At 32.3% G+C, this 24,428-nt stretch carries 23 protein-coding genes and 6 pseudogenes; 23 read left to right on the forward strand and 6 right to left on the reverse strand.

What is annotated here, in order from left to right; translation table 11 throughout:
- The 8 genes and pseudogenes from ACFVQC_RS28815 to ACFVQC_RS28850 form a co-directional block, all read left to right on the forward strand.
- Window positions 1–195 (forward strand): winged helix-turn-helix domain-containing protein (locus tag ACFVQC_RS28815; RefSeq protein ID WP_377899961.1); only part of this gene is annotated, 195 nt, incomplete at its 5' end.
- Window positions 192–1,268: a HAMP domain-containing sensor histidine kinase gene (locus ACFVQC_RS28820; RefSeq protein ID WP_377899962.1), complete on the forward strand. Its 1,077-nt coding sequence runs from the start codon at window positions 192–194 to the stop codon at window positions 1,266–1,268. The genes ACFVQC_RS28815 and ACFVQC_RS28820, both read left to right, overlap by 4 nt.
- Before the next feature lie 255 nt (window positions 1,269–1,523).
- The gene (locus ACFVQC_RS28825) at window positions 1,524–2,285 is read left to right on the forward strand and encodes an ABC transporter ATP-binding protein (RefSeq protein ID WP_377899963.1); all 762 of its coding nucleotides are present in this window, start codon (window positions 1,524–1,526) and stop codon (window positions 2,283–2,285) included.
- Between the two features lie 16 nt (window positions 2,286–2,301).
- Complete coding sequence (locus tag ACFVQC_RS28830; protein ID WP_377899964.1) at window positions 2,302–4,146, forward strand: FtsX-like permease family protein; 1,845 nt, start codon at window positions 2,302–2,304, stop codon at window positions 4,144–4,146.
- A gap of 49 nt (window positions 4,147–4,195) precedes the next feature.
- A complete protein-coding gene (locus ACFVQC_RS28835; RefSeq protein WP_377899965.1) occupies window positions 4,196–4,495 on the forward strand; it encodes an NAD(P)H-dependent oxidoreductase in 300 nt (99 codons plus the stop codon).
- A gap of 3 nt (window positions 4,496–4,498) precedes the next feature.
- Window positions 4,499–4,855: pseudogene (locus tag ACFVQC_RS28840) on the forward strand (penicillin-binding protein); the annotation flags it as partial.
- Window positions 4,856–4,985: 130 nt separating this feature from the next.
- Entirely contained in the window at window positions 4,986–5,795 is an 810-nt protein-coding gene (locus ACFVQC_RS28845) for a MerR family transcriptional regulator (RefSeq protein WP_377899966.1), read from the forward strand.
- Between the two features lie 40 nt (window positions 5,796–5,835).
- Window positions 5,836–6,258 (forward strand): STAS/SEC14 domain-containing protein, encoded by a 423-nt coding sequence (locus tag ACFVQC_RS28850; RefSeq protein ID WP_377899987.1) that lies wholly within the window; start codon window positions 5,836–5,838, stop codon window positions 6,256–6,258.
- A gap of 208 nt (window positions 6,259–6,466) precedes the next feature.
- Here ACFVQC_RS28850 and ACFVQC_RS28855 read toward each other — a convergent pair whose 3' ends face one another.
- A complete protein-coding gene (locus ACFVQC_RS28855) occupies window positions 6,467–7,183 on the reverse strand; it encodes an SDR family oxidoreductase (RefSeq protein ID WP_377899968.1) in 717 nt (238 codons plus the stop codon).
- 195 nt (window positions 7,184–7,378) lie between these two features.
- Here ACFVQC_RS28855 and ACFVQC_RS28860 point away from each other — a divergent pair, with 195 nt between their 5' ends.
- The 3 genes and pseudogenes from ACFVQC_RS28860 to ACFVQC_RS28870 all read left to right on the forward strand — a co-directional run bounded on the left by ACFVQC_RS28860 (window position 7,379) and on the right by ACFVQC_RS28870 (window position 9,730).
- Entirely contained in the window at window positions 7,379–7,717 is a 339-nt protein-coding gene (locus ACFVQC_RS28860; protein ID WP_377899969.1) for a winged helix-turn-helix transcriptional regulator, read from the forward strand.
- A 292-nt stretch (window positions 7,718–8,009) separates the two neighbouring features.
- On the forward strand, window positions 8,010–8,762 hold the full coding sequence (locus ACFVQC_RS28865) for a class I SAM-dependent methyltransferase (protein ID WP_377899972.1): 753 nt from the start codon (window positions 8,010–8,012) through the stop codon (window positions 8,760–8,762).
- Window positions 8,763–8,899: 137 nt separating this feature from the next.
- Window positions 8,900–9,730, forward strand: a pseudogene (locus ACFVQC_RS28870) (alpha/beta hydrolase).
- A 109-nt stretch (window positions 9,731–9,839) separates the two neighbouring features.
- On the opposite strand, the gene ACFVQC_RS28875 reads toward ACFVQC_RS28870, so the two are convergent.
- Window positions 9,840–10,283: a carboxymuconolactone decarboxylase family protein gene (locus ACFVQC_RS28875; protein ID WP_002200421.1), complete on the reverse strand. Its 444-nt coding sequence runs from the start codon at window positions 10,281–10,283 to the stop codon at window positions 9,840–9,842.
- Window positions 10,284–10,534: 251 nt separating this feature from the next.
- On the opposite strand from ACFVQC_RS28875, the gene ACFVQC_RS28880 reads away from it, so the two are divergent.
- The 5 genes and pseudogenes from ACFVQC_RS28880 (at window position 10,535) to ACFVQC_RS28900 (ending at window position 15,136) form a co-directional block, all read left to right on the forward strand.
- Complete coding sequence (locus ACFVQC_RS28880) at window positions 10,535–11,329, forward strand: VOC family protein (protein ID WP_377895193.1); 795 nt, start codon at window positions 10,535–10,537, stop codon at window positions 11,327–11,329.
- A gap of 116 nt (window positions 11,330–11,445) precedes the next feature.
- Complete coding sequence (locus ACFVQC_RS28885; RefSeq protein WP_377899974.1) at window positions 11,446–12,153, forward strand: phosphotransferase family protein; 708 nt, start codon at window positions 11,446–11,448, stop codon at window positions 12,151–12,153.
- A 97-nt stretch (window positions 12,154–12,250) separates the two neighbouring features.
- Window positions 12,251–12,846 (forward strand): annotated as a pseudogene (locus ACFVQC_RS28890) (TetR/AcrR family transcriptional regulator).
- Between the two features lie 207 nt (window positions 12,847–13,053).
- Complete coding sequence (lpdA, locus tag ACFVQC_RS28895; RefSeq protein ID WP_377899976.1) at window positions 13,054–14,433, forward strand: dihydrolipoyl dehydrogenase; 1,380 nt, start codon at window positions 13,054–13,056, stop codon at window positions 14,431–14,433.
- Between the two features lie 247 nt (window positions 14,434–14,680).
- On the forward strand, window positions 14,681–15,136 hold the full coding sequence (locus ACFVQC_RS28900; protein WP_377899977.1) for a cupin domain-containing protein: 456 nt from the start codon (window positions 14,681–14,683) through the stop codon (window positions 15,134–15,136).
- 116 nt (window positions 15,137–15,252) lie between these two features.
- Here ACFVQC_RS28900 and ACFVQC_RS28905 read toward each other — a convergent pair whose 3' ends face one another.
- Entirely contained in the window at window positions 15,253–16,230 is a 978-nt protein-coding gene (locus ACFVQC_RS28905) for a phosphotransferase enzyme family protein (protein ID WP_377899978.1), read from the reverse strand.
- Between the two features lie 327 nt (window positions 16,231–16,557).
- On the opposite strand from ACFVQC_RS28905, the pseudogene ACFVQC_RS28910 reads away from it, so the two are divergent.
- Window positions 16,558–17,634: pseudogene (locus ACFVQC_RS28910) on the forward strand (helix-turn-helix domain-containing protein).
- A gap of 69 nt (window positions 17,635–17,703) precedes the next feature.
- Here ACFVQC_RS28910 and ACFVQC_RS28915 read toward each other — a convergent pair.
- Window positions 17,704–19,395 carry a M3 family oligoendopeptidase gene (locus ACFVQC_RS28915; protein WP_377899980.1) on the reverse strand — a complete coding sequence of 564 codons (1,692 nt, stop codon included), beginning with the start codon at window positions 19,393–19,395 and terminating at the stop codon, window positions 17,704–17,706.
- A 17-nt stretch (window positions 19,396–19,412) separates the two neighbouring features.
- On the reverse strand, window positions 19,413–20,351 hold the full coding sequence (locus ACFVQC_RS28920) for a DMT family transporter (RefSeq protein WP_002065570.1): 939 nt from the start codon (window positions 20,349–20,351) through the stop codon (window positions 19,413–19,415).
- 124 nt (window positions 20,352–20,475) lie between these two features.
- Here ACFVQC_RS28920 and ACFVQC_RS28925 point away from each other — a divergent pair, with 124 nt between their 5' ends.
- The 4 genes from ACFVQC_RS28925 to ACFVQC_RS28940 all read left to right on the forward strand — a co-directional run bounded on the left by ACFVQC_RS28925 (window position 20,476) and on the right by ACFVQC_RS28940 (window position 23,542).
- Window positions 20,476–21,846 carry an aminotransferase-like domain-containing protein gene (locus tag ACFVQC_RS28925; RefSeq protein ID WP_377899982.1) on the forward strand — a complete coding sequence of 457 codons (1,371 nt, stop codon included), beginning with the start codon at window positions 20,476–20,478 and terminating at the stop codon, window positions 21,844–21,846.
- 20 nt (window positions 21,847–21,866) lie between these two features.
- A complete protein-coding gene (locus ACFVQC_RS28930) occupies window positions 21,867–22,223 on the forward strand; it encodes a carboxypeptidase regulatory-like domain-containing protein (protein WP_002085386.1) in 357 nt (118 codons plus the stop codon).
- Between the two features lies 1 nt (window position 22,224).
- Window positions 22,225–23,103 (forward strand): SDR family oxidoreductase, encoded by an 879-nt coding sequence (locus ACFVQC_RS28935; RefSeq protein ID WP_377899983.1) that lies wholly within the window; start codon window positions 22,225–22,227, stop codon window positions 23,101–23,103.
- A gap of 235 nt (window positions 23,104–23,338) precedes the next feature.
- Entirely contained in the window at window positions 23,339–23,542 is a 204-nt protein-coding gene (locus ACFVQC_RS28940) for a hypothetical protein (protein WP_193646281.1), read from the forward strand.
- Window positions 23,543–23,577: 35 nt separating this feature from the next.
- On the opposite strand, the gene ACFVQC_RS28945 is transcribed toward ACFVQC_RS28940, so the two are convergent.
- Window positions 23,578–23,820 carry a hypothetical protein gene (locus tag ACFVQC_RS28945; RefSeq protein WP_377895176.1) on the reverse strand — a complete coding sequence of 81 codons (243 nt, stop codon included), beginning with the start codon at window positions 23,818–23,820 and terminating at the stop codon, window positions 23,578–23,580.
- A gap of 122 nt (window positions 23,821–23,942) precedes the next feature.
- Between ACFVQC_RS28945 and ACFVQC_RS28950 the strand changes: the two are divergent.
- Window positions 23,943–24,035: pseudogene (locus ACFVQC_RS28950) on the forward strand (alcohol dehydrogenase); the annotation flags it as partial.
- 144 nt (window positions 24,036–24,179) lie between these two features.
- Window positions 24,180–24,329, forward strand: a pseudogene (locus ACFVQC_RS28955) (NmrA family NAD(P)-binding protein); the annotation flags it as partial.
- Between the last annotated feature and the right edge of the window lie 99 nt (window positions 24,330–24,428).

Here is a 24,428-nt window from a genome sequence, read left to right on the forward strand (position 1 = left end):
CTCGAATTACTTGCCAGTAACAAAGGGATTGTCCTGAGTGTTGCAAAAATATATGAAGCCGTTTGGAAAGAGGTTTTTTATAAATCAGATAATACTGTCATGGTGCATATTACAAAAATAAGAGACAAAATTGAAGAGGATTCTAAACATCCTATTTATATTAAAACTGTTTGGGGAATTGGATATAAAATATGAAGAATGTTAGTTTTAGAAATAAGATCATTATAAAACTTCTTGGTGCTGTTGCAGTTAGTTTTTTTATTTCATTTAGTTTTACAATCCTGATTTTGCTATACGTTATAGATCCATTATTTAAAAAACACGAAGAATTTGGTATGTTTGAATTCAATTTGGCATTGTTGTTCTTATTCGCGTTCGCAATCTTTAACTTTATAATAATTTTTTTAATATTGGTTCGAAAGAAAATAGTATATTTGAAGCTCATTTCGGATAATGTGAATGATATTGCAAATGGAAAACTGGGTTTGACCATTGGGATTAAGGGAAAGGACGAATTGACCCAACTTGCTCAAAATATCAACTATATGTCCAAGGAATTGGAAAATACATTTGAACAAGAAAGACAATTAGAACGTACAAAAAATGAACTTATAACCAATGTATCTCATGACTTACGCACACCGTTAACATCTATTATTGGCTATATAGATTTATTAAAAAGAGGGCAATACAACAGTAAAACACAATTACAGGAATACCTTGAAACCACGTATTCAAAGTCACAGAGACTGAAATATTTAATTGATGAGCTGTTTGAATATACTCGTTTATCAGGCATAGATGCTAAGTTAAATCTTAATGAAGTTGATTTATCAAGTTTGTTGGAGCAAATAGTTGGAGAATACATTCCTATATTTGAAAAGGAAAGCTTAATCGTTCAAAAATCAATCACACAAGAAACAATACCTATCTTCATAGATGTAGAAAAAATGGTACGTGTATATGAAAATCTCTTTATGAATGCGATAAAGTACAGCATAAAACCATCCGAATTATCCGTATGTCTTGAATTAATGGATAACAAAGCAATTTTGAAAGTGTCAAATAAAGTCGAGAAACCGCCTGTTAGCGATCCAAATAAATTGTTTGAAAGGTTTTTCAGGGGGGACAAGGCAAGAAAAGATGACCTGGGAAATGGTCTGGGGCTTGCTATCTCAAAAAGAATTGTTGAACTTCATAATGGTAATATACATGCAGAATATAAAGACGGCTGGATGTCCTTTATTGTTGAACATCCAATCAAATAGATTGGCTTATGGAATTACAGGTTCCATAAGCTTTTTTTTATAAAATCTTAAGAATTCTTAAGGTTTTTACGGGGTATTTTCTAATTTTCATAGTTTATCATGTATATATTGAAAGCGATGAGGTGAGTGAAATAGATAAAGAAGAAAGTTTTCATTGTAGCTTTAAGGTGGATGCAACATGAAAATTTTATTAAAAGCAAATAAGAATAGCAACTTATTTTAAAGAAATGAAAAAACAAACGTAGGAGGATATATATGACGAAACCAGTTTTAGACGTGAAAAACATCCAAAAAGTGTACGGTAAAAAAGGTGAGAACCAATCACACGCGTTAAAAGGTGTTTCATTCTCAATTCAAGAGGGTGAGTTTGTCGGAATTATGGGACCTTCTGGTTCTGGTAAAACGACATTATTAAATGTAATTTCAACGTTAGATAAAGCAACGGGCGGCGTTGTTGAAATTGCAGGAACGGATATTACGAAAATGAAACAAGGTGAGCTTTCTGATTTCCGTTCACAAAAGTTAGGATTCATTTTCCAAGACTTTAACTTATTAGAGAACTTATCTATTTACGAAAACATCGCTCTTCCACTTTCACTTCAAGGTGTTTCATCACGAAATATTGGACCGAAAGTAGAAAAAGTAGCTGATATGTTAGGCATTTCAGCAATCCTTCAAAAGTATCCATCTGAAGTATCTGGTGGACAGAAGCAACGTTCAGCAGCAGCACGTGCGTTAGTGCATGAACCAGCAATTATTTTAGGGGACGAGCCAACAGGATCGCTTGATTCTAAAAATGCAACGAGTTTACTGGATGCGATGACAAACTTAAATAAAGGGCAAGGCGTATCTATTATGATGGTTACACATGATCCGTACAGTGCAAGTTACTGTCAGCGTATTTTATTCATACAAGATGGTGAGCTATATAAAGAAATTTATCGCGGTGGTACACGTGAAGAGTTCTATAAAGAAATTTTAGACGTTCTTGCAAACTTAGGTACACAAAAAGCGTAAGGAAGGAAGTTCAATCATGTTATTTAAGCTTTCCATGTCAGGCCTAAAAAGTAAGTTGCAAGATTACATTGTCTTACTTGCTGGTCTTATTGTCTCTATTTCAACTTTTTATATGTTTCAAACATTAGCACTCAATAAGGCGTTCCTTGAATCTAACTCTTCTATTAGGGATATTGTGTCTGTATTTAAAATTGGGTCCTTTTTGTTAGCGTTTATCACATTTTTTTATATTTTATATGCAAACTCTTTCTTATCATCTCTTCGCCAAAAAGAATTTGGTATGTATATGATGTTAGGAGCAAAAAAGCATAAAGTTACCTTACTTATGTTTATCGAAACAATTATATTAGGTGCCGCATCTCTTGTGATTGGAATTACAGTTGGTGTAGGGCTCGCAGAAGGTATCGGTCAGTTACTAATGAAACAATTAGAACTTCCTGTTAGTGGTTTTCAAGCATTTTACATGCCATCTATGACGGTTACTTGCATCTTTTTCTTTGCATTATTTGTACTATCAGCAAGTATAAGTAGTATTAAGCTAGCGCGTTTTTCTGTATTACAACTTGTACATGCAGATGCACAAACAGAACGTGTCGCCATAAAAGGAAAAATGACAATTGTAGTTGCAATCCTTGGTGTGATTTTATTGGGTATTGGTTATGCATCACTAATCTATATGAAATATGCAAACCCGCTAATTGGTCTGGGATTAATGGCCGTTGGATTAATCACAGCAACCGTTGGTACTTACATGTTATTTGGATCATTTCTCCCAGTTATGATTAACAAGTTAAAGAGTAATAAAAAACGTAGTGAAAAAGGCCTCAATGCTTTTACTTTTGCACAATTAAATTTCCGCATTAATGGCCTAACAAATGTGCTTGCAACAGTAGCAATCTTAGTGGCTCTTGGCGCTGGCGGAATTGCGTGTGGTATGGCATTTAAAAACAACACCGGAGTAATTACTGATCAAAATCAAATTTACGATTCAGTCATTCATAATCCAACAGCGGAAGAAAAGAAAATTTTGAATGCAATCGTATTTACAGATAAGCTTGAATATCGTTACAAAATAGATGACCAGTATATTTATTATCTAAAAGAAGATTTAGAGAAAAATCGTCCTTTGGTAAACGATAGAAAAAATGGGAAGGCGATGAAAGTTTCAGAGGGAATTCCCACGGATGCATTTGCATTGTCAAGTCAATGGGGTAAAGATGATGGGAAACCAAAACAATGGAGCGACGCTTTCCAAACAATCCAGCCAAAGTATATATATCCTGATCATAAAGTAAAAATTGTAGACAAAAACATGTACCATAGTATAAAGGGTCGAGAAAGTACTGTGTTTATTGGGAAAACAGATGATTTTAAATCATATTTAAAAGAATGGAAACAACTTGACGAATTACAGTTAGCTAAATATACAAGTATGAAATCTGAAGAACTGAAGAGCAAATATCAAATGTATAATTCTCTTCATGGTATGTTAGGTGGATTGATGTTCATGGGCTTCTTCGTCGGAATTGCGTACTTAGCAATGATGGCAAGTTGTTTGATGTTTAAAGTTCTGTCTGGTGCATTCAAAGATTGTACACGTTATCAAATGCTTCGTAAAATCGGTGTTCGTCGAGAGTTATTAGCACAATCAATTTATAAGGAGTTATTCTTTGTATTCTTAGTCCCAGCAATTGTGGGTATTGTTCACGTATTAGTTGGTATGAACATGTTCAGAGTTCTTTTGCCTGATCCGTACAATCGTATTTGGGTACCAATTATTATTTTTGTAGTAATTTACTCGATTTACTATTTTATTACAGTTCAATTGTATAAAAGAATTGTTCTTCCAAAAGAAAATTAGTGTAATGATATTATTTATACGAAATATCAACATAGTTTGATCTTATTTATTGATCATTCTGAATAGATTTGGAAATAATAAATGGACTAGTACTACGGACCATAAACAATTTATTTTAGATTTAAGATTAAAAATTTATCTTTTATCTAAGAAGGGGCACGGCGACGATTTTATCCAGCGAGAAAATAAAGAGTTTTTAAAATATGCCGTAGAACAAAAACAAGCAACTAAGACAAATAATTTTTCGGTTGATATTCAAGCAGAACAAGAAAAACTTCTTTGGGCAGACTTTGTTATTTTCCAATTTCCACTATGGTGGTATTCTGTTCCTGGCATTTTAAAAAGGTAGTTTAGTATTTTGAACGGGGAAAAACCTGGTGATATCCCTAAAAACATACCATTCACACAAATTGTTATGTCGATAGTCACACTCTCACTCATTATTACATCAATTATGTTAGTGAAAAAGTATAAACGTAAGAAAACTTGTAAAAAAATAACTAGGCTGTTCGTTGGGAGTATATTTCTACTATTATCTATTATTTTGATCCCAATTCTTATTTATTGCACAAATTCACGGTGGCATACGACTAAATTATTTGCAGCAGATGTAGCTTTACTCACTAGTATTATAGTGATGTTATTGACCGTAAATGGATTAATATCAATATGTATTGCATTGAAAAGTAAATTGGTAAATGAATCATAAGGGTTTTTAATTATATAAATATAACATATTAAATAATCACTTAAAACGTTATAAATAGTTGACTCTCGCGCAATGTCATTGTTTAAGCTTAAGTTGAGCTTCGAATAATTGTAATAAATAGGAGGAACTAATGTTCAAAATAGGGGATTTTTCAAAACTTTCTTCCATTAGCATACGTATGTTGAGACATTACGATAAAGTGGAATTATTGCAGCCAGAAAAAGTAGATGAACAAAATAGCTATCGCTATTATTCCGCTGCACAATTAAAGAAAGTAAATCAAATTCAAATTTTAAAAGATATGGGATTTAATATTGCTGCTATTAAAGAAATAGTAGAGAGTGAAAATATTGAAGTAATAAAATCGCAATTTGTAAATCGTAGTGCTCAAATAAAGGAAGACATGCACAATCTCCAAAAACAATTACGTTTCCTCGAAGACTTACTGAAAACGATGAGAGAGGATTTTGTTGAGATGAACTATCATGTTTCGTTAAAAGAAATTCCAGAAAGAAAAGTAGCAAGCGTTAGAAAGGTTCTTCCATCTTATAATTACGAAGGAGATTTATGGAGTATTTTAATGCAAGAAATTAATGTTAAGAATATTAGTATAGCTAATCCAAGTTATAGTATTGCTGTCTTCCATGATCAAGAATACAAGGGAAATGATGTAGATGTAGAAATACAGCTAAATATTTTAGGGAAGTACGAAAATACAAAAGATGTTCATTTTAAAAAGATTGAGCCAATCAAGGTAGCATCTATAATAGTAAACGGAAGTTATGAACAAATGACAGACGTAAATGAAGCAGCGGCAAAATGGATTGAGGCGGAAGGTTATGAATTAACGGGATCGATGTTTAATATTTATCATGTTAGCCCCGCGATGGAATCGAATCCTAATAAGTGGGTTACAGAGGTTTGTTATCCAATTAAATAATGTTGCTTTATTGCGTAAGAATTTTATCCTTATTGATTTCATGAGATCAATAAGGATAATTGTAACTAAGGGAGATGATTCCAAGTTGAGTAAACAGAATATCAGCACAACAGTTTCAGGAGATTTAATTGTTACCCATCTAATTGGCAAGATTAAAACAGTTGATGTTTATGAATGGTTTAATGGCTTCGATCAGGTTTGTCAGCAATTTATTTCTGAGGGGCGGAAATACAAATTGTTGGTGGATAGAAAAGGATACACACCAGATCATTTTTCTGTTCAAAAAGTATGGAAAGATAAGTTCTTCAATGAAACCATTTTGAATCACAGTAAGGCAATTGCGTTTCTCCTTGAAGAAGGGGAGATAATGAATTATTTACAACAATCCAATACAAAAGAATCTGTGAAATTCTTTGATGATTATGAACAAGCATTAATTTGGTTGAATGAATATCCAATATAAAACCTTTATTGAACCAGTTGCTCTTAATCAACTGGTTTTTTATGCCCGTAATGTTGCCGTTGTCATAAAAATCACTTGCTTACAAGCTTCTAACACTATTGTTTTTCTTCACAGATTGAAGATCCTACATTATTAGATCACTTTCTAAATTAATAATAATAGCCTCCTCAATACTAGTTAATCTAAGGAGGCATTAAATTTTTATAAATTAGTGATATGTGTATCCTCCATCAGGAAACAATACATTGCCTGTAGTAAAGCTATTTTGCATTAAATACAGGACGGTATGTGCAATTTCATCATTATGTCCAGGTCTCTGTACAAGAGAAAGAGATTTATAATCTTCATAAGCAGCTAGTCTTTTTTCGTTTTGTTCATTCTCTCTTTGTATTGTTCCAGGAGAAACAACATTAACTCTAATCGGTGCTAATTCAACAGCTAAAGCTTTCCCTAAACTTTCAATAGCCCCATTACAAGCACCATAAGCAGGCGCACCTTTAAGTGGTCTTTGACTAAATGCACCAGACATTAACACAACAGATCCAGAGTTTGAAAGAAAAGGAATCGCATATTTTACTGCGTAATATTGTGGCCAAAACTTTCCGATAAAGCTGCTTTCAGCAATTTCATCTGCAGCAGTTATTGGCCCAAGTGTATAAGAGGCACCAGGTGTGAACAAATGATCAAAATTACCAACTTTCTTAAAAAAATCTTGTAACTGTTTCTTATTTTGATTATCCAATACATAAGTTTGAAGACGATTGTTATTAATATATTCTTGAGCAGCCTTTAACTTTTCTTCCGAGCGCCCTGCAATAATAACATGTGCTCCTTGTTCGATTGCTTGTTTCGCCGTAGCTAATCCAATACCAGAACTCCCACCAATGATAACGATATGCTTATCTTTTAATACAGTAATAGACATGATTAAACATCTCCCTTAATATAAGATTTAAAATGAAATTGTGTTGCTTTTATTATTCGTTAAAAAATGACTATTGAAAAGTACGCACTTTATATGTACTTAGTCGCGAATTTCGTACTAATCGCTTGTTGTACGGATAAATAATATAAAAAATTACTCATTATATTTTATGATTTGAGGGGAGTGATGAGGAAAATGAATTTAGAGGAACCGAAATTAAAAGGAGTAATAGCGACATTACAAATAATCGGGGGTAAATGGAAGCCACTCATTTTATTTATATTATTAACAGATGGAACAAAACGGTTTGGTGAATTAAAGCGATTAATACCAGACATATCTCAAGGAACATTAGCAAAGCAGCTTCGTGAATTAGAGCAAGATCAACTAATAAAACGTGAAATTTATCAAGAAATACCACCTAAAGTGGAATATAGCTTATCTGAACATGGTAAAACAGTCAGTACTGTTTTAGATAGTATGTGTGGTTGGGGAAGAGTACATTTAGAATACATCGATAAAAGCAAACTATAATATTATTATGTAAACTGATTGTAATGTGTCGAAACATATTGTTTTAATAATTCGTATTTTATAATATATAATTAAATAATATTAAAGGCTTTTATACATATAATCTTCCATATGAGGTGGGATAGATGGAATGGCGTATTGTTCGAAGTAACTAGTTATTCGGGGCTGAAAAAATGCGTAGCAGATATAAAAGGAGATGTAGACCCTTTTACGATAATATCAACTATGGGTCTATTTCAAGGATCATCAGAATTAAACATTTAATGCATTTTTGTAAAGGGGAAATAATAAAATGAACGAATTAGAGTATAAAAACTTTTATGATAAAGTAGGAAGATTAAATGGGTGGGATTTCAGTAAGGTGAAATGTGAAACGGTAGGAGACACTTGGGACTTTTATGGCGAAGTGAAAGAAAGATGCAAACCATCAGACTTGCTACTTGATGTGGGTACAGGCGGAGGAGAGAATGTACTTAATATAGCATCTTCAGCTAAATTGTTAATTGGAATAGATAATTCTAATGGCATGATTGAAACAGCACATTCCAACTTGAAAAAAGCAGGTGTACAAAATGTTGAGTTTCTCCAAATGGGTTCGGAAGCTTTAACGTTTCCACATGCTTATTTTGATATTGCTTCTAGTTGTCATGCACCGTTTATAGCATCTGAATTGGCAAAAGTAATGAAAAAAGGTTCTTTTTTCTTAACACAACAAGTCTGCGAACATGATAAATTAAATCTCAAAGAAGCATTTGGCAGAGGGCAATGCTTAGGCGAAAGAGATGGTATTTTAAAAGAAAAATATATGGATGAACTTATTAATTCAGGATTTGAACCCGTGCAAGTACGTGAATACGATGTTATCGATTATTACAGTACACCTGAAGATCTCATTTTCTTATTAAAACATACACCTATTATTCCTAATTTTGGTGAAGAGGAAGAGGACTTTAATATTTTACAAAAGTTTATTGACGCTAATAGTTCTGAAAAAGGGATTCGTACGAATTCAAAAAGATTTATGATAATTGCTGTTAAATCATAATGTATTTTAGCGTAAAAGCTGATTTTCTTTTAAAGAAAATCGGCTTTTTTGTGTGGAAAAGAATGCAGGGAAAGCTTTTAAAAAATAGAAATAAGTTAAGTGTTAATCGAAAAATCAAAATATGGAGGATAATTATTATGAAACGTTATTTTATTAATAATGACCGGATAAATGTACATATTACTGAGTGGGGGAATAATGATAAACCCGTTATTTTTTGTTTACATGGATTAGGTAGTACAAGTTTAAGTTTTATAGAAATTGCAGAAGAATTAAAGGAAGAGTATAGAATCATCTCCATTGATGCACCTGGGCATGGTAAAACACCGCCCTTTGAAAGAACAGAAGATTATGAGATGCAGAATTTAGCAAATTGGTTAAATGAAATAATAAATGAACTGAAAATTGAACATTTCTATTTTCTATCACATTCTTGGGGAAGTTTTGTAGCGCTATTTTATTTATTAAATAATCCAGAAAAGGTATTAGGGAGTATTCTCATTGATGGAGGGTATCAAACGAAAAGGCTTAAAGAAGAAACATTGGAAGAAGAAATTGCTTATTATGAAAAGGACTTTGAAGAGTATGTATTTAATAGTGGGGATGATTTTCTTAAAAGTGAAAAAGAAGTTTATACAAGGTGGTCTCCATTATTAGAACTTGCAGTTTAGGATCTTGGTATAGAAATAAATAATAAAGTATGTTGGCATGCGAGAGGTACAACAGCTGGTAATATCGTAAGAGGCATGCACAAGGATGAAACAATGGATATATATGAGGAGTTACCATCTAATATAATATTACTTTGTGCTACAGTACCAGAAATTTGGGATGAATATAGAGGGAAGACAGCGAGTATTTTTAGTGAGAGAACAAGAGCGACAGTAAAACTAATCCCAGATTCTACCCATCTGTTACATTGGGATTACCCGGAAGTTATAGTAGAAGAAATAAAAAACCATTGGTAATGTCTTTATACAATATAACTTAAAAAGGTTGATTCTTGTAATGTATAAGAATTAACCTTTTTGAAGCGTATGTAATAAAACGTATTGAGTAAGTTGTTTGCTTAAAGTGTTATTTTTTTGCCGGTGTATTTCCCATCGCGATAGAAATTCTATTCCAACTATTAATTTGATTAATAATCAAGACAAGGTCAATATATTGTTTTTCATCATAATGTTCACATACTCGTTTATATAGGGAATCAGGAACTCTTTTAGTAGGAATAAGTGTAATATGCTCAGCTAGTTCAATAGCGACTTTTTCCTCTGCTGTATAAAAAGTACATTCATCCCAAGTACTTAAGCAATAAATTCTTTGTTCAGTCTCTCCCATTTTTCGTGCATCAGATGTATGTAAATCTATGCAGTAAGCACAACCATTGATTTGAGAAACTCTAATTTTAATAAGCTCTCTAGTCGTTCGATTAATCGTTGATTGTTTTGTGTACTTTTCCATGTCCATCATAATTTTCATAGCATCAGGTGCAGCATCATAGTAAGAAATTCTTTGAGTCACAACAGAACACTCCTTTTAGCTTAAGATATTATTCATTATATCTTGATGTGGTCGTTCATACCAATTATTTGTACTAAAACGAAAACTGCTTAAAGTTTAGATTTTATTGCATTAGCTGAAAATGTTAACGTAACAGTTCTAATACAAAAGTAGTAGTTTGTTAATTAAAGTTTCAATCTCCAGATGGATTTTTTCTGTTAGTTTTTGAAATACAATACTAATAGAAATAATGAATTTGGAGGTTTATTATAATGATTACACACATTTCAGATATTAAACTACAAACAGTTTCTATAGAAGGAGTAAAACAAGTATACGGAGATATATTATCTTTTCCAATAAAAAAAGAAACAGCATCATTTATTCAATTTGAAGTAACACCATACACAACAATTAGTTTCCAGGAAGTATATGAACCAATTGCACCTGCACATTTCGCTTTTGAGATTCCATTTTCAAAATTTCATGAAACAGCAAGATGGCTTGAAGGGTCTGGATTACTTATTGCGAAATGGAAAGATGGTCATATAATTGATGAGGAGAACAGTCTTTTCAATTTATACTTTAGAGATGGCGATGGAAATCTTCTTGAAATTATCGCACATAGTTATATTAAAGAGGAGGTATTAGTTCCGCATTCCCCCTTAAACATTTTATACGTAAGGGAAATTGGTCTTCCCGTTAAAAGTGTGCCTGTATTTACGGAATGGTTGAAATCAAATCTAAATATGAAAACGATGGAAGATGGAGAGATTTTCAACTTTGTAATAGGTGGCACTGCATATATCGTTGCAACTTGGTGGCAACGACCTTGGATTCCAATTGCGATGAAAGCTTTACCACCGGAAGTACGTGTTTCATTTGGAACACCGGATCGTGTATTTTTGCAAGAAATTCAAAATAACTTTAAGAAAAATAGTGTTCCATTTGAATGTAAACATAATGAAGTATCATTTATTCAACAGGGATATTCATTTACTGTCTTGCATACACCAGAGTTCCATTCCGATATTCCTAGAAAATTAAACTTACCACTTTCTATTTAAGGATAGAGAGTGGTAAGTTTTTTGTATATTTGTGAAAAAGGTTTTCGTTATGATTACAGTGAATTTATAGAGAAGTGTAAGGTGTTATTCTAATTTACTGTAAGGAGAGAAATGAATTGAATCTAGGAAATCCGATAGCCAAAGGAAATACGGCTGAAATTTATCTTTGTGATAATAAAGTTGTGAAATTGTTTAAAGAATACCTCCCTAATACAGAATCTCTATACGAAGCACAAAAACAAAAGTATGCATATTCATGTGGTTTACACGTTCCTAAAGTATTTGAAGTTACAGAGATACAAGGTAGACAAGCTATTATTATGGAATATGTAGAAGGTGAAAGTGTTGGTGAGCTTTTGCTTAATAATTTGAGTAAAGCGGAGCATTTCATAAGTATTTGTGTAAGTATACAACAAAAAATTCATGCTATCTCTGTGAGCCCGGATGAAATAGAACCGATGAAAGAGAGACTTTATCGTCAAATTAACTCCGTGCATAATCTGGATGAAAAACAAAAGGGAAATATATTAAAAAGGTTAGATTCAATCATATTTGAACCTAGATTATGTCATGGTGATTTTCATCCGTTTAATTTAATTATGAGCAATGATGATATGAAAATTATAGATTGGGTTGATGCTAGTTCGGGTGATATTCGCGCAGATGTGTTTCGGACATACTTATTGTATTCACAGAATTCAGTGGAATTAGCTGAAATGTATTTACATATATATTGCAAAAATACAGGTTTATCAAGAGATGAAATTTTCCAGTGGGCTCCTATAATTACTGCGGCTAGATTGGCAGAGAATAAATCTCTATAAATAAAAGCTATCTTCATTTCTATATTTTTTCTTGCTAATTCTTTTCGATTTGTCATATACTAAAAAGAGACCAAACGTTTTCTTTTAGGAGGACACTATGCGTAAAGGTGAATTAACAAAAAGAATGATTCTTGATCGTTCCTCTGCCCTGTTTAATGTAAAAGGGTATAGTGGTTCTTCAATTTCTGATATTATGCGAGAGACTGGATTAGAGAAGGGTGGCATCTATCGTCACTTTAAAAATAAAGATGAATTAGCTATTCAAGCCTTTCAGCATGCAACCTCACAAATGGAGGTGCGTTATGTCGAAGAAATAAAAAAAGCATCCAATACGTTTGATAAGTTAAAAACTTTTATTTCTGTTTTTACATCTCTCGTTCATAATGATCCTCTTCCTGGAGGTTGTCCAATCATGAACGTAACGTTAGAAGCAGATGATTCCCATCCTCCCATGGCAGAACAAGCACAGATAGCAATGAATCAATTACTTGGAATGATTGAAAAGATTATTACAAATGGAATTGAGAAAGGTGAGTTAAAACCAGATACGCAAGCAAAGCAGATTGCTATCATCTGGATTTCTTCTCTTGAAGGAGCACTTGCTTTGTCACGCTTATACCAAGATACAGTCTATATTGATACAGTATCGTCACGACTTTTAGATGAGTTGAAAAACAAATTACGGCCAAGTAAGCCGTAATTTTTATCGAAAAAAAGAGACCGTTCAGTTTCTTTTTTTTAAAGGGGGTGATCCTGAATAGAAATTCCATGATGGAACTATGAAAAAACGGATGAGAGAAGAATGCTACTTTTACAAAATTGTAAATTGAAAAATGTGTAGAGTATAAAAGATTTTGATCTAGTGTTTTCCAATTTTCTTTTAGGAGTGTGAAAAGCTATATGGGAGAGATTGAAACAATCGTTATTGGCTCTGGACCTGGAGGATATGTTTCTGCAATTAGGGCTTCACAATTAGGACAACAAGTGGCAATTATAGAAAGAGGAAATATTGGTGGAGTATGTGCTAACGTCGGCTGTATCCCATCTAAGGCACTTATTTCTGTAGGTCATCGCTTTGAGGAAACAAAGCATTCAGAAAATATGGGTATTTTTTCTTCTGGTGCAAATGTGGACTTCGCAAAAGTACAAGAATTTAAAAACAGCATTGTAAAAAAATTAGTAGGTGGTGTAGAAGGGTTATTAAAAAGCAATAAAGTAGAAGTGATAAAAGGTGAAGCTTATTTCATAGATGCTAACACTATACGAGTAACCAATAAAGATGCAGTTCAAACATATACATTTAAAAATGCAATTATAGCTACTGGATCGCGCCCAGTTGAAATTCCAACATTTAAATTTACAAAACGTGTGATTAATTCTACAGGTGCACTTAATTTAACTGAAGTTCCAAGTAAATTGGTTGTAATCGGTGGCGGTTACATTGGTACTGAATTAGGCTCTGCTTACGCTTCCCTTGGTTCTGTAGTAACAATTATTGAAGGAGGTAAAGACATTTTAACTGGCTTCGATAAACAAATGACTCAAATTGTGAAAGAAGACCTTATAAACAAAGGTGTTAGAGTAATAGTAGATGTATCCGCTAAAGGTATTGAAGAAGTTGAAAATGGTGTAATTGTTACCTACGAAATTGGTGGTGAAGAAAAGAAAGTTGATGCTGATTACGTATTAATAACAGTTGGCCGTCGCCCTAATACTGAAAATATGGGTTTTGAAAAAATCGGTATTGAGTTTTCTGACCGTGGTTTATTAAAGGTTGATCAACAATGTCGTACTAACCGTCCGAACATTTTTGCTATCGGTGATATTATTGCTGGTCCACAGCTTGCACATAAAGCATTTTACGAAGGAAAAGTAGCTGCCGAAGCTATCTCTGGTAAACTATCATTTATTGATTATTTGGCAATCCCAGCAGTTTGCTTCACAACCCCTGAATTAGCAACGGTCGGTTATACCGAAGAGCGAGCAAAGGCAGAAGGCATGGAAGTAAAAGTGGTTCAATCGCCATTTTCAGCAAACGGTCGTGCACTTGTATCAAATGAAGGAAAAGGTTTCTTGAGGCTATTGGTGCGTAGAGAAGATGGTGTATTAGTAGGTGCTCAAATCGTGGGTAATGGTGCATCAGAAATAATTGCCGAAATGGGTTTAGCAATCGAATCAGGCATGACAGTTGGAGATATTGCATTAACACCTCATGCTCATCCAACTCTAAGTGCGGTTGTGATGGAAGCTGCTGAGACCTTAATTTACAAGTTGAAATAGATAGTAATTTATAAAAATTTAATTGTTTCGCCTTTTAAAAATTCTAAATAAAATGAAGATGAAGTCTGAAGCTAGAGGAAGGATTAGATCCTTGTTCAAAATCGACAGTACATTTCAAATGATACATTATGGACAATTAATTGAGTTGTTTTTTACCAAAAAAGAGACTGTTTGGTTTCTTTTTTGTTCGATTCATTAGAGATTACAAAGTGAAATCATGAAAAACAAATATGAGAGGAGAATACAAATGAGTCAATTTGTTAATTCAACAATGGAAGGTAAAAATTTTAGTGCTGTTCAAGTAGGAAAATGGGAGGATTTGCTTCAATATAAAAATGGAAATCCATTTAAGGCTCCTGGAAAGGTATTTCTTAAAGATGACTTACAATGTACAGGGATGGAAGTTTCACTTAATGTTTTTCCTCCAGGTATTTCAATGTCTTTTTATCATAAGCATAGAGAAAATGAAGAGCTGTATATCTTTATCAAGGGAGAAGGGGAATTCAAGATTGATGATGAAATCCTTGAAATCAAAGAGGGCACTGTCATTAGGGTAGCACAAGAAGGGGAAAGAATTTGGCGTAATAATTCAAGTGAACCGCTCTATTTTATCTGTATTCAAGCTAAAGCAGATACTTTGGAAGAAAGCAATATTGAGGATGGCATTAGGCTAGATAAATCCGTTGAATGGATTGAAAAATAGGTGCCACTGTACGATTAAATATCATTTCGCTACTTGTATTTTGTCTTTTGAAGAAAATTTAACTATAGAAAAGTACGCCCCAATTGTTAGACTGTATGTAACAATTGGGGCGTACTTCATAGGAAACCAACTGTGTTTAAAGAATGACTTTTTTCAATCTTCATTCTATAAAGATTCATTATCCGTACTTGTTCCTCAGTTAATTCTTCTTTATCCCAATACATATGCATTAAACTATATTCAAAAATCTCCTTTAATTTAATAAACAATGGAAATAGATCTATCATTTCTTTAGGAATCTCATTTTCTTCTTGGTATCCGTCAATTATTGCATTTGTAATAGAATTCTCATAGTCGACTATGTTACCATTCCCAACGAATGAATATTCTATCGCACTATAGATTGGGACTGCTAAATCGAATATATAAAAATGTTTCTCACAGTCTTGAAAATCAATCATCGTTAAATTTGAATTATTTTCAACCAATATGTTTTCTAACCATAAATCTCCGTGTATTAAGCCGTAATTTGAAGGATTCTTTGGAAGTTTTTTTATAGAAGTTAAAACGGCAGACGTAAATTCTCTTATAGTAGTTTCTTCTTTAGGGATATACTTAAGAAAATTATATTCTTCATTTTCATACCAATCGTTAATATGTTTAACCGGTTTAGCGGTTTCAAAGCTTTTAGATATACGATGTAATTTTCCGATTTGTTGACCAAGCTTTTTAAATACATTAGAATTCCATTCGTTTCTTGGTAAATGTATACCAGGAGCAGCTTTATATAATACAGCAAAAACTTCTTTGTCTAATGTTATTTTCTCTACTAAATTCCCCTTTAAAGAAGGTATTATTGGAGGGACTCCTAAGTCCTTTTGATATAAAAAGTTCGTATATGTAACTTCTTCTAATTGCTCTTCATATGTTTTATAGTTTGTAATTCTAACGAAGTAAGTACCTTGTGCCGTGAGACATTGATACATTTCATTTGTTATTGGTGTCATTTCAATAAAATCCAATGGATATAGTTTATTAATTAGTTTGAGTATCTCTTTTTCTATATTATTCATTTTAACTTCCTTTCCAAACATAAATTTTCCACTCACAAAACTACTAGTTCCTTAAATTACAAATTTCGTGTTTTATTTGGTAGAATCCTTTAAAAAAGATTTATCCCGTAAAAGCCCGATTAGTACGGGATAATAATCAGAGGGGAGGAACAAAACCCCACTGATTAAAGTTTCACTTTATTGGAAAGTGAAGTAAATGTATGACAAAATAAGATAGCTGAAAAAATATGAAATGAATAATTATCTATGGTATTTAGAGGTTCTGGGGCGTTAATGATTATAAATCACAAGAAATATCAAAAGAAAGAAACGGATACCTTTTATAATGTTTTGTAAGGAGTGAGGTAAATGAATGAACATATACAGTTAATGATCGATTGGATTGATAAGAATTTGAAATGTAAATTCTCATTAGATGAATTATCTAATTATATGGGATATTCTCCTTATTACTGTTCTTTTAAATTTCATCAAGTAACAGGGATAAGTATTAGACGATATATTCTTCTCAGAAGATTGTATTTATCAACGGAAGATTTGGCGAATGATAGAAAGATAATTGATATCGCATTTGATTATGATTACTCTTCACAAGAGGCTTATAGTAGAGATTTTAAAACTGTTTTTGGTATAACCCCAAGAGAATTCCAACTTAACAAAAAGCCCGTTCAATCATTTATTAAACTCTCAATCAATAATGGAAAGGAGTGGGATAGAATGAATTTTTCTAGAAAAATTGAAGTTGATCAGTTACGAAATGCGAAGAGTGAGCTGTTTGATAAAGATGTACTAAACATATTAAATGGTCAATTTATGTATGAAGAATTTAAAGGTGAAAAACTAATGGGGGAGTCTGATTACGCTCCATTTAATGAAGCGATGTGTGTAAATGCGACTACTACACAGCTTTTTGATGATGAGTTTATTAAAACAAGAGCAGAAGGACACCAAGGTACTGTAGAAAATTATATGAAAAAGGTTATTCATCCTTTAGAGAATCTTTTTAAGAAAGAGTATAAATGTATCGTTTTATGGTTTGGTGAGGATATGTTTTGCCAAATGAATCTACTTACCGTACTTTCTTACCTTGAACAGTCTGGTTAAAAGGGCAAAGTATACTTAAATAGCTTCAGAGAGGATGAATTTAAAGTAAGTCAAATTGAACTTGAATTAGGGAACTATTTTTCTGTTTACAATGAAGTTCTAGTAAATCATAAAAAGCTATCTCATGAGGTACTACCTGTAATGTATCAGGCGATAGATTTATATTTAGAAATGCTAAAAGAAAATAATGTAGTAGTAAAGTATATCTCCAAAAATAAAGGTTTACCAAAACAAGAGTTACTAAAAAGGTTGTTTAATCTTTTTCCAACAATAGGATATGGGGACCTACAATATATAGAGCTTATTAATAAAGTGAGATGAAAATTGAAAACTAATTAGAAGAAAATACAATAAAAAGATGCACCTAAAAGGAAAGGTGCATCTTTTTACTTATATTTGTTCAAGTAAATTTAATTCTTCTTCTACAAATGCCATTAAATCTTTAACTGTTTTTCCAGAAAAATCAAAGTGAATGCCGGCTGCCTCATACACTTCTTTAATAGTCTTAGTACTACCTAAAGACAATGCTTTTTTATAATTTTGTAGTGCTTGTTTAGGATTCTCTTTATATTGCTTATACATTTGCAGTGCACCGAGCTGTGCAATCGCATATTCGATATAATAGAATGGTACTTCAAAAATATGTAGTACAGGTAACCAGCCAGTTGCAAACCAGTTTTCATAACCATTAATATTTACTACACTAGATTGATAAGTTTTCTGAAGCTCTAAGTACTTTTCATTTCTTTCCTCAAATGTATGATTTGGATTTTCGTAAAGCCAGTGTTGGAATTGATCAACTATTAGCATACCTGGAAGATAAGTAATAATATCTTTAAAGAAGTTAACTTTTGCTTGTTTCAAATCTTTTTTATCTTTATAGAATGCATCCCAATATTTTATCGAGAATAATTCCATTGTCATACTAGCTAATTCAGCTGTCTCAGCGGGGATTTCTATATATTGTCGTATCTTTAGTTGCTTTATGCATTCATTATGAATGCTATGGCCCATTTCATGAATGAAAGTAAGGATGTCATCTTGTGTATAGTTAAGGTTCATAAAAATAAAAGATAATTGAGAGGCCGGTAAGTACTCACAAAAACCACCAGCTGCTTTTCCTTTACGACTTCTTAAATCTAAGCAATTATGTTCATACATTCGGTTTAGTAGTGCTGAAAATTCAATATCTAGTTTATTGAAGATGTGAGTGCTTTTTTCAATTAACTCTTTTTCATTTTGAATAGGTTTTAACACTTTTTGATTGGGAGCTACAGCTACTACATCCCATGGACGAAGGATATCCACTTGAAGTTCATCTTTTTTCTCATTTAATATTTTATCTGTAAGTGGCACAACATATTGTCGTATTGATTCAGCCAGTTCATAGCAATCATCAGCCGTATAATCAAAACGTTCATATTTTTTAAACATATAATCACGATAATTATCTAATTGAATGTTTTTTGCCTTTTGGTGACGGATTGCAATTAATTCATTTAAAATATGTTGTAAATTATTTTCAACAGATAAGAATTTTTCAGAAATGAGCGTTTTTGCTTTTTTTCGTATATCACGATTCGGATTTTGTAAGTAAGACTGTAGTTCAGTAATTGTTTTTTCTTCGCCATCCCATAGTGCAGTTAAACTGCCTGTGATTTCGAAGTACTCGGTTACTAATTTGTCTTCTTTTACTTCTAAATCAATGTTCTTCTCACAAAATAATGTTTGTGCATTCTTTATTTTTTTATCAAGTATGCTATAAGTTTTTGGATCTAGTTGCATTCGAAATGGTGACTCTAAATATTTATTATCAAAGGAATTTTGATAACGTTTCAAAAGAGGCCTTACATATTGTTGATCATATTCAAACGTATCTTTTATTTCTTTGTTATCTGTATTACATTGAAAGTCAATATAGTGTGATCTCAATTGTTCTTCGATTTCCCATATTAATTTCGACTGTATTTTCAGCCAATTTTCTAAATCTTCTCCTGAAGAAATGGGTTTACTTAATAAAGTAGATAATTCGTTCTCTAGCTCATGTATATTACGGATATCGATCGTATTAGAGTTCTGCATTATTTACCCCTCACTTTTTATTTACTCAAGGAGGTATTCTTCTTTTTCGCTATGATTCCTTTTTTTCCTAGAAAATTTGTGCCTATTACTCCAAGAACAATCATAAGTGTACCGACAATATGATAGTAGGAAATTTGCTCGTGTAAGAATACAACGCCTGCGATAATGGTAATAAGTGTAGATAAGTTGCTAAAAACACTTATTTTTGCTGCTTCAATATAAGATAATGAATAGTTTAATAACAATGCTGTTAGTAAGGAAGATAATAATCCTAAATATAAAATGGAGATAAGGAATGTTCCATTCGTAAATGGCTTAAAGTATACAGTTATTGTACCTTTGTTCATATGGTCAATGATTGCGATGAAATTAAAACTAATAAAACCGATTGCTGTCATTGTGTATGTTAAATCCATTAGCTTGAATTTCTTTGTCATTTTTCGAGCTAATACATTGTAGCAAGCAGATGATAATGCCGATAATAAAATGAGAATAACACCGATGAAGCTCGTTTCATGAGCCCCTATACCATTCATAACAAATATATAAATGACACCTATGACAGAAATACATACTGATGTTTTTTGCCATGTATTCGTATATTCTTTTAAAAAATAGGAAGCTAGTATCATCGTAAATATAGGGATCGCTGCTTGTATAATTCCAGCTTCAGATGAACTTGTATATACTAAGCCAAATGCTTGGAAAGCAAAGAATAATGCTGGATAAAATATTGCGAGTGGTAAAAGGGCAAGTATGTTTTTAAATGATATATTTAACTTTACAAAACCGAAAATAACCGGAATGCTTGCTGCTATGAAGGCAACTGTAAAACGGTGAGCTAGAGTATCAAGAGGACTCGTAATCGTTAGTGCTAGTTTCACAAACATAAATGAAAATCCAATAATTAAAGAATAGAGTAACGCTGATAAATATGCTTTTGTTATATTTGTCATAATTCCACCTCATAGTAGTTGATTTCTTACTGGCCAGTATACGTACATAGTAATCCTTCTGATCTAGTGCTACAATGTGAACAAATACAAACTGTACCGGTACAAAAAAATAGGAGGTGTAATGATGTATAAATATTTACATGTTTTGAACGACTTAGAAAGTATGATTCAAAATGGTGAGATAAAAGAAGGAAAGAAATTACCGTCTATACGGTCGCTTGTTACACAATATGAATGTAATAAGGCGACTGTAATACGAGCGCTGCATGAATTGGAAAAGCGTCATATTATTTATTCTGTACCTCAAAGTGGATACTACGTTGTTAAGAAATCTGGAAGTTACGTAGAAAGTAACGCGATTATTGATTTCGCTTCTTCGGCCCCAGATCCAGATGTTTTTCCATACTTGGATTTTCAGCATTGCATTAATAAAGCGATTGATACCTATAAGAATGATTTGTTTATATACGGAACACCGAAAGGGTTACCATCTTTAATTTCGGTTGTGCAAAAACAGTTAGCAAACTATCAAGTTTTCACAAAGGAAGATAATATATTTATAACGTCAGGTGTGCAGCAGGCGCTTGCAATACTAACTTCTATACCATTTCCGAATGAAAACGAAACGATATTAATTGAACAGCCAACATATCATTTATATATTGAATATCTAGAAATATATAAAATTCCTGTAATCGGCATTAAACGTACGAATGAAGGCATCGACTTGAATGAATTAGAACGTATATTTCGAACAGGAAAAATAAAATTCTTTTATACGATACCGAGATATCATCATCCACTTGGAACGTCTTATTCTAAAGATGAGAAAGAAAAAATCGTGCTATTGGCCAAGAAGTATAATGTATTTATAGTGGAAGATGATTATTTAGCAGATTTAGAAACAGATTCAAAAGCAGATCCGTTATATAGCTTACATAATTGTAATCATGTCATATATTTGAAAAGTTACTCGAAGATTATTTTTCCAGGTTTACGAGTCGGTGTGGCGGTTATTCCACCAGCTATTGCAAATGATTTCCATAAATATAAAAAGATTTTAGACATCGATAGTCCAATGATATCTCAAGCTGCTTTAGAAATTTATATAAAGAGTGGCATGTTCGAACGCCATAAAAATAAAATTAAATCCTCCTATAATAATAGATCAAAAAAACTAGCAGAAACATTAGAAAAAGTGCATAATGAAAACCCACTTTTATTTAAATATAAGAAGTATAATACAATAGGAATCCATACTTGTTTAGAAATAGATAAAACCAGTATTTCGGAAATGTTTTTACAAAAATTGAGTGATATTCAAATAAATATTGATACTATTGATAAAAATTATGTAAGGGATTTTCCTAAAGAAAGACTGTTAAAGTTAAATGTATCGAATGTAAAAGAAAATCAGATAGAAGAAGGTATACGCAAAGTAATTGAGGAAATCAAACAATCAGAACGTCTAAATTTTCAATTTAAAAAAGAATAATATGAATAAGGAGGTTTGTTGTGAGACACAAATTAATAACCTTGTTTATATGTATTACTATAGTAATTGGAGCGATGGTAGTTACTAAATATTATATAGAAGATGATCAATGCATAGCAGTTGGTATGTATTCAAGAGGTATAATCGTAGATCAAAATAACGAACCTATATCAAATGTGAAAATTTATGAGGATTCAATTGAAAGTAAGGAACGTAGTATTTCAAATGAACAAGGTGAATTTGAAATTGCAAATGGCGTTTGTGGTGACATTACGTTACAATTAGTTACTCCAAATAGCGAAATCTATACGAGGAAGTATGAAAGAAAGCATATACCCCAAGTTATAAAGTTGAATTATAAAAATGAAGGTGAATAAAATGAAACCATTACAAGGTAAAGTAGCAGTTGTGGCCGGAGCAACACGAGGCGCCGGAAGAGGTATTGCGATGATGCTTGGTGAAGCCGGTGCAACTGTATATGTAACAGGAAGAAGTACAAAAGGGAATTTATCCTGTATGGGAAGAACTGAAACGATTGAAGAAACGGCAGAGCTTGTTACAAAGCAAGGCGGAATCGGAATAGCAGTTCGTGTTGACCATACAGTAGAAGAAGATATTATAGCATTATTTAAAAAGATTCAAGGGGAACAAAATGGGCAGCTTGATATTTTAGTAAATGATGTTTGGGGCGGAGATCCTTTAACGGAATGGGAGAAACCTTTCTGGGAACACAACCTACATAACGGACTACTTATGCAACAAAGAGCTGTTCATTCTCATATAATGACAAGCCATTACGGTGTACCGTTAATGGTGAAAAATAACAAGGGACTTGTAATTGAAATTACAGATGGTGTCGACTATCAATACCGAGGTAATTTATATTATAGTTTAGCAAAAATCTCAACAATTCATTTAGCAGAAGCAATGGCGAAAGATTTAGAACAACACAATATAACAGTAGTTGCAGTTAGTCCAGGATTCCTTCGTTCAGAGGCGATGCTCGATATATTTGGTGTAACAGAGGAGAACTGGCAAGAAGGAGCTAAACAAGATCCTCATTTTATAGCATCAGAAACACCTTTCTTCGTTGGAAGAGCAGTCGCAGCTTTGGCAAGTGACTCAAATGTTCATGAAAAAACTGGACGAGCGTTAAGTTCATGGGAATTAGGAAGAGAGTATGGATTTACAGATATGGATGGAAGACGCCCAGATTGGGGGAAATATTTTGAGGAGCATGTTTTAAATCAAAATTAAGATTTGAAAATGATGTGAAATACAGCAATTATTAAACAAAAATAATAATCGCCCATCAAATTTGTGAGTAGGCGATTATTGTATTTCTAAGAACAAAATTAAACAACTTTATTATCTCTACGTATATACCGAATAAAACATTTTTTAATTTCATTAAACAAATAGGGTATTATTACCAAATAAATGATATCCTTAAAGTATAGTTTTTATTTTGTATAGGAGGGTGATGAAGTCTATGGCGGTACGTATAGTCGATGATTTACAACAATTATCTTTGTTACTTATGTTTTTGAGTACATTAATATTTTACAGATACTTAAAGAAGATTAAACGAGAGAGAAAACTGACTTTTTTCGAAGTGACAATGTATTTTGTCACTCAATTTGCGACTTTAATTTGGGCAATTACTTATTTTATTAAACACTTGTCTGAATCGTAAGTTACATTAATATATTTTAGTTTACTAGGTTATTGTTATCTAGTAGGGATATAAATATAGTCCGTGTCTAAATCAATGACGATATTGCTCGTAATGTCTTCTTGTAATGACTTTGGAATGTTTTCAAAATGATATCGTACACAAAATAAACTTGCAAGATCCTCATTAGATAACTCTTCATTTTTTACGTTAAAATACATTTTTTTCAACTCACTAATAGAACGTTTACGACCAATTACATACTCATTAATTCTATATCCATCAAATTCAATTATCATGTTATCGCTGTTGGTTGCTAGCCAACATTATAGCTTTAATTTTGGATGAATCTTTCATATTGATTATTATACATAACTTAAAAATTAGTGTGAATATATTTTTATAAAGTGAGAGGATTTCAATGGAACAATATAAATTAGTTTTAGAAGGCTCTAAACAGTTAAAGTGGGAAACGGGTGAAATTAGGCCTATACAGGATGATGAAATTATCATTGTTTTGAGGAACTGAGTCAAGGGATAATTAATCCTTTAAAAGTATACGTTTCATATGAATAATGAAAAAACTAACCAAATATTTATCACATGCCTTATATATGTTTTGTCTCAATTATGATATTAAAAATAAGAAGGAACACATATGAAAATTTTTGTAGCAGATGCAACTGGTGTAATAGGACGTTCTTTATTGCTAATGTTAATAAGAGAAGGTCATACGGTATTTGCAATGATTCGTAATGAATCGCAAGTAGAAGCAAGAAAGAAAGTTGGTGCTATACCAGTAATAGCCGGGAGAGAGGTGCTTCAAATAATAAAGCACGTAAAGATTATGGATGGATACCTTTACATCCTTCATGGTCTGATGAGTGTGTGAAATGTCATGAAAATC

The sequence above is a fragment of the Bacillus sp. NPDC057893 genome (assembly GCF_042796455.1).
GTDB lineage: Bacteria > Bacillota > Bacilli > Bacillales > Bacillaceae_G > Bacillus_A.